Origin of the sequence: Persicirhabdus sediminis (genome assembly GCF_016595495.1) — a bacterium.
In the GTDB taxonomy this organism is placed as follows: domain Bacteria; phylum Verrucomicrobiota; class Verrucomicrobiia; order Verrucomicrobiales; family Akkermansiaceae; genus Persicirhabdus; species Persicirhabdus sediminis.
Window position 1 is genome coordinate 55,700 of record NZ_JAENIM010000037.1, and the last position, 12,607, is coordinate 68,306.

Below are 12,607 nucleotides of genomic sequence, written 5' to 3' on the forward strand. Positions count from 1 at the left end.
TTAGAATGATACAGCGAGAGAAACACCGCCGATGAACTCTTCTTCAGCTGCGTTTTTGATTTCGCTATCAGCATCAACATACTTAACGTAAGGAGTGATAGTAACTGTCTCACGTACTTCCCAAGGAGCTGAAACGCCAACAAACCAGTGGTTGAAGCCGTCGTACTGAGTATCGTCAATCTGTGCGTTGTAGCCGAAGCTCCAAGCAGCACCAGCAACAGTGTCGATGCTAACACACTCGTTAACTGCAAATGACTTGCCTACAGTTGCTTCGAGGTAACCACCGCCATCGTTGTCACCTTCTGAATCGATAACGTATGCGTAAAGAAGTTCCCAATCGAGACCGAGTTGAGTAGTAGCAGCACTTGCGTACAGCTCGTGGTAGTTGTCACCACTTTGACCTGGGTAGCTGTACCATACATAACCACCTGCAAGAGTAACTGCACCGAACTCTTTGCTTACTTCAGCAAACAGATCAACTTCTTTAAAGTCAGCTGCGTCTTGTGTAGTAGCAAACCATGCACCACCGCTAAGTGTTACACCGTTATCGAACTCATTGCTGAGGCCGAGAGTTGCGTCGAAGAGGTCATCACCGAGGTCTACACCACGGAATTCGTATTTAGTTGCGTAGTCGAGGGCAACTTCACCTTCAACTTCAGCAAAAGACTGAGAAGCAGCAAAAAGGCTTCCCCCGATAATCATAGCGCTTGTCCATTTGTTCATAGCGGAAGCAAAAACAGCAGATCTCGTGCCAAAATCAACCCTTAAAATAGATAAATTTAAGAACATTTGAAAAACCATTCTTGGTGATCATTTTGTCACACAGCGCAAAAACACCCTTTAACCAACTACAAATAACCAACTTACGAAAACCTCACTAACACAACAAAGGTTCATTTTCGCAAAAATACAGCATGCTAGACGAGCAGTATAAAGCAATTGATTGAAAACCACCCATAAACATAAATCGCCAAAAAATACCATTTTCTTCCCCTCAACTGATTTCCTCCCTCTCCTGTTTTTCAAACCAAACAAGCTGAATGACTCTGACCGAAACGGACTTTCTCAATCTATCATAATTAGAAGAACTCCCAAAAAATGGTCCATGCTGTCGCGACACCACAGCTCTGAGTCTAGCGGAACTGAAACATTCAATGCTGCCAGCAATGACCAAACAGAGGAAGGATCACTCCAAAGGTGACAATTAGCCCTTATGTAAAAAAGCAGCCGGTAATGGATTAATGTTCAGCTGCGATTTGTAATGTTTCTATAAGATAGAAAACAAACTGCTTACTTCCTAGAAAAGCGCCCCCATCTCCTAACTAACGCCCAACTCACATTCTAGCTGGCACATTCTAGCTGGCACATTCTAGCTGGCACATTCTAGCTGGCACATTCTAGCTGGCACATTCTAGCTGGCACATTCTAGCTGGCACATTCTAGCTGGCACATTCTAGCTGGCACATTCTAGCTGGCACATTCTAGCTGGCACATTCTAGCTGGCACATTCTAGCTGGCACATTCTAGCTGGCACATTCTAGCTGGCACTTTCTAGCAACGCACATCTATCACACGTTCTCAGCGAGACCTTCAGGCTGAGTGACAAAATGACCTCGATGACAAAAATAACCAGCCCTTCAAAAAACTTGGCACGCCATCTGCTAACCCATCGATTGACAACACAACCAACACAATATGCGCTATATAATACCAAATAAAACGCTACTAGGTCTGATACTGACCGCCATGCTCTCGCTCTTTGCGATCGCCACAAGTTCAGCCGAAGGATTCGATCCTAAAGCTGAGGAATTCCAAGTCACTGTAGAAATGCTAGACACCGAACACGATGACTACAGCGACGGAGACGTCGACATCATCGGTAAGGCAGTCTACAAACACATTCAGTTTAACGGTACTGAAGGTCTCACTGAGAACCAACTAGCCGCCGCTGAAAGCTACTATGACAACTACCTAGATCAGCCATTCTTCGAGCTTTCAACCGTCTGGGTACTTCTTTGCGCCTTCTTGGTATTCATCATGCACCTCGGCTTTGCATCTATCGAGTCAGGTATGTGCCAGCGCAAAAACACTGTAAACATTCTGTTCAAGAACGTCTTCATTATTTGCTCAGGCCTTCTTCTCTATGGTGTTTACGGATTCAACTCCATGTACCCAACAGAAGCAGGAGCGACAACAATCCTCGAAGGCATCTTCTCGTTTGGTAAACCAATTTCTGAATCAATCAATGCAGGTAACGACCTCTCATACGGAGGCACAGGCCTCTGCCAAACTGGCTGGGCAGACTTCATCTTCCAGGCCATGTTTGCTGCCACTGCAGCCACCATCGTATCTGGTGCAGTCGCTGAGCGTGTTAAGCTCTCATCATTCATGATCTTCGCAGTCCTTCTTGTAGGCTTTGCTTACCCAATCACTGGTGGTTGGAAGTGGGGCGGTGGCGTCCTTGACGGCATGGGCTTCTATGACTTCGCTGGTTCTTCAGTTGTTCACGCATTCGGTGGCTTTGCAGCTCTTGCATGTGTTCTCATTCTCGGACCTCGCAAAGGCAAGTACACAGCTAATGGCGTAAAGCCAATCCTTCCATCAAACCTACCGCTTGCTAACATCGGTGCTCTGCTCCTCTGGTTCGGTTGGTTCGGTTTCAACTGTGGTTCAGTACTATCTGCTGACCCAGAAGGCATCTCATACGTTGCTATTACTACATCATTCGGTGCTGCATCAGGTGGTCTCGCTGCCATCCTCGTATCATGGATCATCCTCAAGAAGCCTGACCTTTCAATGGCCCTCAACGGCATCCTCGCTGGCCTCGTAGGCATCACAGCTGGTGCTGACCAACTCTCACTCCTCGGAGCATGTCTCGCAGGTGGTGTAGGTGGCGGCCTGGTAGTTGTAGCAGTTATGTTCTTCGACAAACTCAAGATCGACGATCCAGTAGGTGCTATCTCAGTACACGGTGTCTGTGGTATCTGGGGAACACTGGCTGTAGGCCTCCCATTCCTCTGCAAAGAAGGTGCTGGCTCAAGCTTCTTCGTACAGCTTGCTGGTACAGCAGCCATCGGCGCATTCGCATTCGCATTCTCATTCATCGTCTTCTACATCATCAAGCTCGTCATGGGTGTACGTGTAGATGAATCTGAAGAAGCTGAAGGTCTCGACGTTGCTGAGCACGGTGCTCCAGCATACAACGAGTAATTATCCACTCAGTTGAATTTCTCAACAACGGCTGTGAACTCAGGTTCACAGCCGTTTTTTTGTTTCCTCGCGATCTTGATTCGACAGCAGCGAAAAATTGCTGTTCATTGCTGCGCAATTAGCAAAGGATACGCACGTAATCATGAGATTTCTACTGGTAGACAATTCCAATACCCGCACCAAGTTTTGCTTGGCCACCGCTGATGGGCTGGAGTCATGGAACGCATGGTGGCCGTCTCATGACATCACCACCACCACGCTGGATAAAATCCTCCACGGCCAAGAATGGGACTGCTGCATGATCTGCTCAGTGGTACCGGAAAAAGCACGCCTGATGGAGGAATATTGCCACAGCTTGCATAAAAACGTTCACCTGATCGACCATCGCAGCCCGCTAGGTATCAGCATCGACTACCCACATCCGGAGCAAATCGGTGCTGACCGGCTGGCCAATGCCGTCGCCACCCACGCGATGTTTGGCTGCCCCGCCATCGCGCTGGACTTCGGCACCGCGCTCACATTTGACGTCATCAGCCCAGCTGGCGGCTACCTTGGCGGCGTGATTACCCCGGGGCTCATCACCATGACAGAAGGTCTGTCTAAGCGTACCGCCCTGTTGCCAAAAATTTCTCTCGCCGAGCCAGAGCACGCCATCGGCAAATCCACCGAAGAAGCCATGACCATTGGCGCGGTGACCGGCTACCGTGGACTCGTTAGCGAAATCATTGCCAAAATAGAAGCTGAGATTGGCAGCCAAACCACCGTAGTCGCTACAGGTGGAGACGCCGAACTTCTAGCTCGCGGCCTGCCCAAAATCCAACAAGTTATCCCACATCTTACCCTTGAAGGCATTCGCCTAGTCGCCATCAGACATTTTCTTATTTAAACTAGCGCCTAATTACTCTCTACTCAATTCATTAAAGCCATGCCAGACCAAGGACTCACAATCGGAATCGACTTCGGAGGAACCTCCGTAAAGATCGGCGTTGTCAACGGCCATGAACTCATCGCCCGCCCGACACCCATCAAAACTAAAGACTATACCAGCCCAGCAAGCTTGATTTTCTCGATTGCTAGCGAGGTAAACAGGCTCAAAAAAGAGCATCCAAACATCCTCGCCATCGGCGTGGGCGTTCCCGGCTTTGTGCATTTGAAAAAAGGCATGGTCTACGAGCTGCCTAACGTTCCCGGCTGGAGCAATGTCTACCTGCGCGACCAACTCACCGAGCACACCGGTCTGCCATGTGCGCTAGAAAATGACGCCAACTGCATGGCCTACGCCGAGTGGAAACACGGCGCCGGCAAAGGCAAAGAAGACCTCATCTGCCTCACTCTGGGCACCGGTGTAGGCAGCGGCATCATTTCCAATAACCGCATGATTCAGGGCAGCACATCCACCGCTGGCGAGCTTGGCCATACCTCCATTCACTATCGTGGCGTGCGCGGCACCTACGGCAACAATGGATCACTCGAAGATTACATCGGCCACAACGAAATCACCGCCAATGCCCAGCGCGCCTATGCTGAGCAAGGGTACGCGTACACCATAGAGCAGTGCGAACCAATCCCACTGGAAAAAAATGCCCTCAACGGCGACCCAATCGCGCTGGAAATCTGGAACGGCATCGCCGAAAAACTCGCCTGCGCGCTAGCCAATGCCTGCTGGCTGCTCAATCCTGAAGCCATCGTCATCGGCGGCGGTGTAGCCAAAGCCGGCGACCTGCTTTTCGATCCATTAAAAACCTATATTTCCAACCAGCTCGCCCATCCATTCTGCGATGAGCTAGAGATTCTCCCAGCCCATTTCAGCAACGAAGCCGGCATCATCGGCGCAGCCAGCTTGGCCCGCGACCTCATCGACCAGCCAGCCAGCTAGGCCAGCTCTCACCATCATCACCTGACTCAATTTATCATGACTAAAGGATTTTCCGACCTCAGCAGTAAAAACCCATTTTTCATCCTTGGCCCATGCGGGCTAGAAAGCGAAGAATTTGCCTGGGAAATGGCTAGAGCACTGAAAGAAATCGCCATCAAAACTGGCATCGACTTCACATTCAAAGCCTCCTACGACAAAGCTAACCGCACATCAGCTGGCGCGTTCCGTGGCCCAGGTGTACAAGAAGGCACCCGCATCCTCGGTGAAATTGGCAAAGAACTCGGCCTGCGTGTCACCACTGACATCCACACACCTGAAGAAGCTGAGATCGCCGCTGAAAATATCGACATTCTGCAAGTCCCTGCATTCCTCTGCAGACAGACAGACCTCATCGAAGCATGCGCCAAAACTGGCCGCACCGTGAACGTCAAAAAAGGCCAATTCCTCGCGCCTTGGGACTGCGGCAACATCGCCGACAAACTGCGCTCATTCGGCTGTGATGATTTTTACATCACCGAGCGTGGCGCCACATTTGGTTACAACAACCTCGTCACCGACATGCGCTCGCTCTACTGGATGCGCCAAGAAGGTATCCCAGTTATCATGGATGCCACCCACGCCGTTCAGCGCCCTGGTGGTCTTGGTGGTTCTACTGGTGGTGACGGCGAACTCGCCCCTGTACTCGCCGCCGCAGCTGTAGCTACTGGCGTCGACGGTGTCTTCATGGAAGTGCACAGCAATCCAGCTGAAGCACTGTCTGACGGCCCAAACCAAATCCCACTCGAAAACATTGAAGGCGTTCTCAACCGCCTACTTGCGATTCACAAAGCCGCACATGGTGCCTAGTCCCCAATTCACAAAAAATCATGACTCCAGCCGAACACGCTGGAGTCATCCATGGCGGCTCACCAAGCTGCCACTCCCAGCTGGCTCACACCGCCCATTTGCAGTGCTCGCTTTGATGCTGAGCCTCACTGCGCCTTCATTCGCGGAGCCTGACAAAGAAGAATCCAAAGGATTTTTCAAAAAAGACGCCACCTCCGTGTCCGACTTCCAGCTCTTTACTGAAGGCAGCACTCTAAAAGACGTCAGCTTTCCCAGCTACGAGCAAGGCTTTATCCCCAAAACATTAGTCAAAGCCGCGCATATCAAAGTCGTCAGCGAATATGAAATCGTCGCCCGCGATATCGTGGTTGATATGCTCACACCTAATGCCGAAGTCGAATTCCGTGCCGAACTCGATAGCGGCACCTACGACGAACGCACTGGCCTCCTGCGCAGCAGTGATCCCACCACACTTACCTCAGCAAATTTACAAGCAGTCGGCTCCGGCTTAGTCATCGAGCTCGAGACCGAACGCTGCTTTTTAGTCGGCCCCGCCCACACCACATACACTTCAGAAGAAAAGAAAATCATGAACCACAGCTCATTGAAGACACCTGGCCGAGCTCTCGCAGCCAGCTTAGTGGCCAGCTCATCACTGCTCGCTGCGCCACCAAATGCATTGGACCAACAACAACTCGCCGAGCTAGACAAACAAACACAAAGCGAGCAAAAGGTCATCAACGCTGCCGATAAAGACGCGCAGAAAAAAATCCAGCAAAACCAAAAACAACAGCAGCAGAGCACAGAAAACGTCGATGGATTCCTCGATAAAATCGGCCACGCTGAGGCCAGCCAGCCAGCTGCAGAAAAAACCACCAAACCTGCTGAAAAAAACGCCGCAGCTGAAGATAGTAAATTTCAAACCACAGGGCTTAAAATCGCCAGCTCCGGCGGCATCTACTTCGACTCCAACGACGGGCTGCTCGTCTACCTCAAAGAAGTCGAACTCACCGAAGAACGATTCAGACTCACCTGCACCAAAGAGCTCAAAGCATTCATCGGCCCAAAAGTCGTCGAAGAAGAAAAACCAAACAAAAAAGCCGCTGGCAAAAAGTCCAACAAGAAAAAGCCAGCTGCAGAAAAACCTGCTGAGCAAAAAACTGGCGAAACTGAGAAAAAACCAGACCAGCAACTTGGCGACTTAGAAAAAATCATCGCCCTCGGAGATGTCTTTATTGAGGTCTACGATGTCAGCGCATTGGGCCTAGCTAACGACGAACCTCAGGTAAAAGGCAAAAGATTGGCCGTTTATGCCGAACAAGCAGTCTACGATACCAAAAAAGAAGAAATCATCCTGCGCGGCGGTTACCCAAAAGTTGAATACGGCAATAACCACCTCATCGCCAAGGAGCCAAACCTATACGTCACCATCACCATGGACAAAAATGGACAGGCAAAATTTGTCGCAGAACCTGGAAAATGGGAAACATTTGTCAAAGATATCCCAAAAAATGACAATCAATAGCAGATGCCTATTGAATTATCTCAATTCCGACCATAGTATATAAGCCTAATTTTATGCCAGATACCGCAACGGCCGAAAAACATATCCCAAAAGAGAGAATCAAGACTGATACTCTGTTGGAAGCCCACAACCTTAAAAAAGTTTATGGTGGCCGAACTGTAGTTAACGATGTTTGCCTCAGCGTGCGTAAAGGGGAAATTGTTGGATTGCTAGGACCTAACGGTGCCGGCAAAACCACCACCTTCTACATGATCGCTGGGCTCATCCCACCGGATATCGGCACCGTCTCGTTCGACGGCCACGACATCTCTCACAAGGCCATGCACATTCGTGCGCGCCTCGGTATGGGATACCTGCCGCAGGAAGAATCTATCTTCCGCCAACTAACCGTAGAGCAGAATCTCACCGCTGTGTTAGAAACTCAAAAAGGCATAAACCGTAAGCGTAGCAAAGAGCGCGCTGAAGAGCTGATGGAAAGGTTTGGCATCACCAAACTTCGTAAATCTAATGCTCTAGCTCTATCAGGCGGAGAAAAAAGACGCCTAACTATTGCTCGCTCACTATGCACAGACCCGAAGATCATCATGCTTGATGAACCCTTCTCAGGCGTTGATCCTATTGCTGTTGGAGATATCCAACAGATCGTTCACGACCTGCGCGAGAACGACGGTCTATCAATTTTAATTACCGACCACAATGTTCGTGAGACATTACAGATCGTTGACCACGCTTATTTACTACACGATGGGAAAGTAATACTAGAAGATGAAGCTAGTGAACTTGCACACAACCCAATTGCACGTAAATACTACCTAGGTGAAAATTTTCAAATGTAACGGAATTCGCCGTCTACATGCGTAAACAAAGAAAGAAAGGATACATAAAGATGCAAACTGCTAATGCTAATCCAGCAATTACTGTCACGGTGCGACATGAGGAAATCACTGACTCACTTCGCGATTATGCCACCAAGAAAATTGAAGGGCTCCACCTTGACTACCCCCGCATCATCGAAGCCCGCGCTATCCTTGATGTGCAGAAGAAAAGACACATTGCTGAAATCATCCTCTTCTGCGCAAACCACATCACGATTGAAGCCTCTACAGAAACAGAAAACATGTACGCTTCTATCGACGAAACGATCTCTAAGATCGCTCGCCGCATGCGCAAGCACAAGACACGCCTGCTGAAGAAACATCGTCCGAAAAAAGGTGAAGGAATCAAGCACCTCGACGAAAAAATCTTTGCTGCTACCGTTCTTGATAATCACCCTGTTGAGGAAGAAGAAGTCGCTGAAGATCCAGAACCAATGATCATTCACCGCGAATCCTACAAACTTCGCAAACTCTACAAGGAAGAAGCCATCATGGAGCTCGAGCTCTCAGATAAGCCATTCCTTGCATACACCAATGCTAGACGCGATGTGCTGCAAATTGTCTACCGCCGCGGCGATGGCGACTACTCCATCATCGAGCCATAAGCAATAAGCGCTCAGTAAAAATTCCACGCCCTAGCTGGTTCATTCCAGCTAGGGCGTTTTTGTCTCAGGCCATTTGAGCTGAATGCTATCACCTTGCCATCACCAGCTAGCCAGCCTATATCATTTCCATGGCTGACTCACTTTGGATGCGACTTAGAAATGAAAACTGGAACCAGCTAGAATGTGCTTCAGGTAGCGCCTCTAGCATTCCTAAATTCTTGCAAAACCTAGCATCTCGCAAAGCCGCACGCGCCATGAAAGCCAGCCACGACCTGTGGTCAGCTCTCGGTGTAAATCACGACTCACTCTGCTCAGCTAACGAAGTTACCTTCCCCTACCTTTTGGAAATTCTGTATATCTCAGAAGTAGAAATCCAATGCGAGATCCTCGATCTAATCATCCCTATCTGCAAACACGCTGATAGCGCCAGCTGGAAAACTCCAGCTAGCAAAGAACTGTCTAACCATCACCCGCTGATAAAAAAACTCAGCTTCTCAAAAGACGAAATGCTTGCCGAGAAATCCCAGCAAGCATTCGAGCTTATTGATTAGAATTCAGGTATAGAACTATTTCACCAGCGCCTTGGCCTCATCGTACTGAGCCCAAGAATTACCTCCCTCGTTCTGCTGCGCAGCACCAGGAGTCGAGCGACCGCTCTCTACCAGCTGGATAAACTCAGCGTGTACTGCTTTCACCACTTCAGGATGCTGGGCAAATAAATTCACACTCTCCTCTGCATCAGCATGCATGTCGTAAAGTTGAACGTCGCTAGCTGGAGAAACTGGCGCATCCTTTGGATTCTTACGGCGGCTGCCACCGTCAGCATCGTAGATCATCTTCCACTTCCCAGATCTGATAGAGAACTTACCACAATCAGAATGGTGAATCACAGCCCCCCGAGCTTTGTCATCTGCATCAGCGCCCTGCAGAGATGGATAGAAACTAACACTATCTTCAGCCGTATTGTCGCTGTAACTAGCGCCGATAATATCAGCTGCCGTCGCAAACAGATCAGTCGTGCAGATCAGCTGATCGCTAACACTATTCGCCTTCACCGCAGCTGGCCAGCTGACAATAAATGGCACTCGGTGACCGCCCTCAAACAAACAGCCCTTGAGCCCTTTGTATTGAGCGCTTGGAAAATGGCCAGCAGCTTGCAGTTTGCTAAAGCCTCCTTTTGGCGAGCAGCCATTGTCAGCGGTGAAGATCATAATGGTATTTTCTTCAAAGCCACCTTTTTTCAAGGCCGCTGAAATCTCTCCAACAACCCAGTCAGTCTCCAAACAAAAATCAGCGTAGTCGTTCAGCCCACTCTTATTCTTAAATTCATCGCGTGGCGTGATCGGTGAATGCGGTGAAGGCAGTGGCATATATAAGAAAAATGGTTTGTCTTTCTTCTGCTGTAAAATCCACTCAGATGCTTTGTTAGCTAGAGTCGTTAGCAGTTCTTCCTGCTCGAAGTTTTTCCCTACCCAGCCAATGTTAGCGTCATAAAACCGCTCTTTAAACTTCGCTTTATCCGTATACAGCTCCATCTCACCATCTACTTTGCGGTTCTCGATATAGGCGTGAGGTGCCATGTTAAATGAAGCCGAGATTCCATAGTAATAATCAAAGCCAACATCATTAGGTCCGTTGACAATATCGCCCTGGAAATCGACATTCTTGCCCAAACGGTCTAACTTTTCAACTCCCTGCTTGAGCGGCCAGTCCATGCCTAAATGCCACTTCCCAACACATGCCGTCGCATATCCATTTTTCTGTAACAGCTTGCCTACCGTCTCACGCTCAGGATCAATCAAGTGAGCTGAGAAACCACCTAGCACATTGCTTTTCTTTGTTGTGCGCCAGCAATAACGCCCAGTAAGAATCCCGTAGCGAGTCGGCGTACAAACACTGGAATTCGTGTGGGCATCGATAAAACTCATCCCCTGCTTTGCTAGACTATCAATATGCGGTGTAATGATTTTACCAGCTGGATTTTGTGACGACACATCGCCTATGCCCATGTCATCCGCGAGGATGTACACAATATTTGGTTTTTGAGCCGCTGTTGCGCCAGCGACCATCATCCCAGCCAGACAGCTCAAGGTGATGTAATCTATTGGTTTTTTCTTCATCTTTATTTAGATAATAAATTTGTGCTCGCTGGCTCCACTAGAGAAAATCCAGCATCTAGCAAATGGCTACTCACATACCCACTCAACGTTTACATAGAATATTAGTTTTTATATTTGTCACCATGATGCGTCCAGAGAATATTTTCCAAATCAATTATCACAGAGTCCACCAAACACGATAGATTTGAACAATTTGTACGCGCTAAAGTCTAAAACATCATGCACTCCCAACTTGCTAGACTTCCATCCTATTTCAAATACCTCACTAGCTTGATCATTGCTCTAGCCAGCTTGTGGTTCTTCATTCTGCCTGGTATAACAGCCAGTTGGTACATCGCTACCGACAAGGGGCTCAACAGCTCAGCTGACTCTGCATTTCTATGGAACCGCCATCCAGCTATCAGCAAACAATATGCTAAATATTGCCGTGAACGCATCGACTCAGAAGTAGCAGCTAGCCTAACGGTGGATCAACTCGAAGCCACCGAGTGGCCATTGTTTGGCTCCGTCTTCTACCTCTGGGCGACTGAAAACATGCAATCCAGCTGGGAAAAGAACCCGTCACTCTCTAATCAGGCTCCAGCTATTTACGCCAGAGAGGCCATCGACTCAGCAAAAGACCTGGTCCTCGACCCTAACCACGCCAAATGGGTCATCGACCACTACGGCAAAGATCAATATTTAGAGCATGATAATGTTTTCTACCGCATGCTCTGTATGCAGGCCATTATTTCACATCACAACCTAACGGGTGAAACCAAACATTTGCCCTTCCTGCGCGATCAAGTCAGTAAATTCACAGCAGAATTAGAAGCTTCACCTCACGGGCTGCTAGACGACTATCCACACCAGTGTTACCCTACAGATGTTTTGGCTGCTATTGATGCCATCAAACGAGCTGACCCAATATTAGGTAGCGATCATAGCGAGTTTATCAAGCGAGCTCAGCGTGGTTTCACCGGAAAGTTAGCCGCCCCCAATGGCCTACCAGCTTACTCAGCAAACAAAAATACTGGCTATCGACTAGACGACTCACGCGGTTGTTCTAACTCATACATGACGACAGCGGCGGTCACACTCTGGCCAGCCAAGGCAGCTCAATGGTACCAGACTTATCGCAAGGATTATTGGCAAGCAGGCTGGTTCGCTTCTGGCTTTCGTGAGTTTCCACACGACCAAGGCTATGACTATTACCAAGACATTGACTCCGGCCCAGTACTGCACGGCCTCGGCACGGCTGCCACCGCCTTTGGAATGGGGGCCGCTAGAGCCAACGGTGACTACGGCACAGCTGGCAGCTTGGCCTACCAAATGATCGCCGCTAGCTGGCCACTGCCAAATGGCCAGCTAAAATTCCCTCAGCTATTTTCCAAGCCAGAGCATTCCCGTCACCTAGGTGAAGTGGGTATACTCTATCAGCTTAGCCATACACCGCCGGCGAATATGAACTATAACCAAACAAGCAAAACCAGCTGGAGTGTCTACGCCATGCTAGCGGGCTATTTTATTCTCGGTCTGCCGCTCCTATATATCTCGTGGAGATTGATTAGAAAAAAGTAATCTCCTAACTC

The 12,607-nt window shown here is 49.0% G+C and carries 11 protein-coding genes; 9 read left to right on the top strand and 2 right to left on the bottom strand.

Annotation, left to right across the window (positions count from 1 at the left end):
* Positions 1-702 (bottom strand): TorF family putative porin, encoded by a 702-nt coding sequence (locus tag JIN82_RS07335; protein ID WP_200310987.1) that lies wholly within the window; start codon positions 700-702, stop codon positions 1-3.
* A gap of 993 nt (positions 703-1,695) precedes the next feature.
* Between JIN82_RS07335 and JIN82_RS07340 the strand changes: the two genes are divergently transcribed.
* From JIN82_RS07340 to JIN82_RS07375, 8 genes are all read left to right on the top strand, one after another.
* Complete coding sequence (locus tag JIN82_RS07340) at positions 1,696-3,210, top strand: ammonium transporter (RefSeq protein WP_234041852.1); 1,515 nt, start codon at positions 1,696-1,698, stop codon at positions 3,208-3,210.
* Positions 3,211-3,352: 142 nt separating this feature from the next.
* The gene (locus tag JIN82_RS07345) at positions 3,353-4,096 is read left to right on the top strand and encodes a type III pantothenate kinase (RefSeq protein WP_200310988.1); all 744 of its coding nucleotides are present in this window, start codon (positions 3,353-3,355) and stop codon (positions 4,094-4,096) included.
* A 39-nt stretch (positions 4,097-4,135) separates the two neighbouring features.
* A complete protein-coding gene (locus JIN82_RS07350; RefSeq protein WP_200310989.1) occupies positions 4,136-5,086 on the top strand; it encodes an ROK family protein in 951 nt (316 codons plus the stop codon).
* Between the two features lie 36 nt (positions 5,087-5,122).
* Positions 5,123-5,932: a 3-deoxy-8-phosphooctulonate synthase gene (kdsA, locus tag JIN82_RS07355; RefSeq protein WP_200310990.1), complete on the top strand. Its 810-nt coding sequence runs from the start codon at positions 5,123-5,125 to the stop codon at positions 5,930-5,932.
* Between the two features lie 115 nt (positions 5,933-6,047).
* Entirely contained in the window at positions 6,048-7,436 is a 1,389-nt protein-coding gene (locus JIN82_RS07360) for a hypothetical protein (RefSeq protein ID WP_234041853.1), read from the top strand.
* A 53-nt stretch (positions 7,437-7,489) separates the two neighbouring features.
* Complete coding sequence (gene lptB / locus JIN82_RS07365; protein ID WP_200310992.1) at positions 7,490-8,272, top strand: LPS export ABC transporter ATP-binding protein; 783 nt, start codon at positions 7,490-7,492, stop codon at positions 8,270-8,272.
* 17 nt (positions 8,273-8,289) lie between these two features.
* Complete coding sequence (gene hpf / locus JIN82_RS07370; protein WP_234041854.1) at positions 8,290-8,916, top strand: ribosome hibernation-promoting factor, HPF/YfiA family; 627 nt, start codon at positions 8,290-8,292, stop codon at positions 8,914-8,916.
* A 128-nt stretch (positions 8,917-9,044) separates the two neighbouring features.
* Positions 9,045-9,467, top strand: coding sequence for a hypothetical protein (locus JIN82_RS07375; protein WP_200310993.1), 423 nt, complete (start codon positions 9,045-9,047; stop codon positions 9,465-9,467).
* A gap of 15 nt (positions 9,468-9,482) precedes the next feature.
* Here JIN82_RS07375 and JIN82_RS07380 read toward each other — a convergent pair whose 3' ends face one another.
* Positions 9,483-11,036, bottom strand: a complete 1,554-nt coding sequence (locus JIN82_RS07380; protein WP_200310994.1) for a sulfatase family protein — start codon at positions 11,034-11,036, stop codon at positions 9,483-9,485.
* A gap of 219 nt (positions 11,037-11,255) precedes the next feature.
* On the opposite strand from JIN82_RS07380, the gene JIN82_RS07385 reads away from it, so the two are divergent.
* Positions 11,256-12,596, top strand: a complete 1,341-nt coding sequence (locus JIN82_RS07385) for a hypothetical protein (RefSeq protein WP_200310995.1) — start codon at positions 11,256-11,258, stop codon at positions 12,594-12,596.
* The last annotated feature ends 11 nt before the right edge of the window (positions 12,597-12,607 follow it).

What these genes read in the sequence shown, in the direction of transcription:
- JIN82_RS07335 (WP_200310987.1), bottom strand. Translation starts at nt 702, where the DNA reads ATGATTATCGGGGGAAGCCTTTTTGCTGCTTCTCAGTCTTTTGCTGAA.
- JIN82_RS07340 (WP_234041852.1), top strand. Translation starts at nt 1,696, where the DNA reads ATGCGCTATATAATACCAAATAAAACGCTACTAGGTCTGATACTGACC.
- JIN82_RS07345 (WP_200310988.1), top strand. Translation starts at nt 3,353, where the DNA reads ATGAGATTTCTACTGGTAGACAATTCCAATACCCGCACCAAGTTTTGC.
- JIN82_RS07350 (WP_200310989.1), top strand. Translation starts at nt 4,136, where the DNA reads ATGCCAGACCAAGGACTCACAATCGGAATCGACTTCGGAGGAACCTCC.
- kdsA (WP_200310990.1), top strand. Translation starts at nt 5,123, where the DNA reads ATGACTAAAGGATTTTCCGACCTCAGCAGTAAAAACCCATTTTTCATC.
- JIN82_RS07360 (WP_234041853.1), top strand. Translation starts at nt 6,048, where the DNA reads ATGCTGAGCCTCACTGCGCCTTCATTCGCGGAGCCTGACAAAGAAGAA.
- lptB (WP_200310992.1), top strand. Translation starts at nt 7,490, where the DNA reads ATGCCAGATACCGCAACGGCCGAAAAACATATCCCAAAAGAGAGAATC.
- hpf (WP_234041854.1), top strand. Translation starts at nt 8,290, where the DNA reads ATGCGTAAACAAAGAAAGAAAGGATACATAAAGATGCAAACTGCTAAT.
- JIN82_RS07375 (WP_200310993.1), top strand. Translation starts at nt 9,045, where the DNA reads ATGGCTGACTCACTTTGGATGCGACTTAGAAATGAAAACTGGAACCAG.
- JIN82_RS07380 (WP_200310994.1), bottom strand. Translation starts at nt 11,036, where the DNA reads ATGAAGAAAAAACCAATAGATTACATCACCTTGAGCTGTCTGGCTGGG.
- JIN82_RS07385 (WP_200310995.1), top strand. Translation starts at nt 11,256, where the DNA reads ATGCACTCCCAACTTGCTAGACTTCCATCCTATTTCAAATACCTCACT.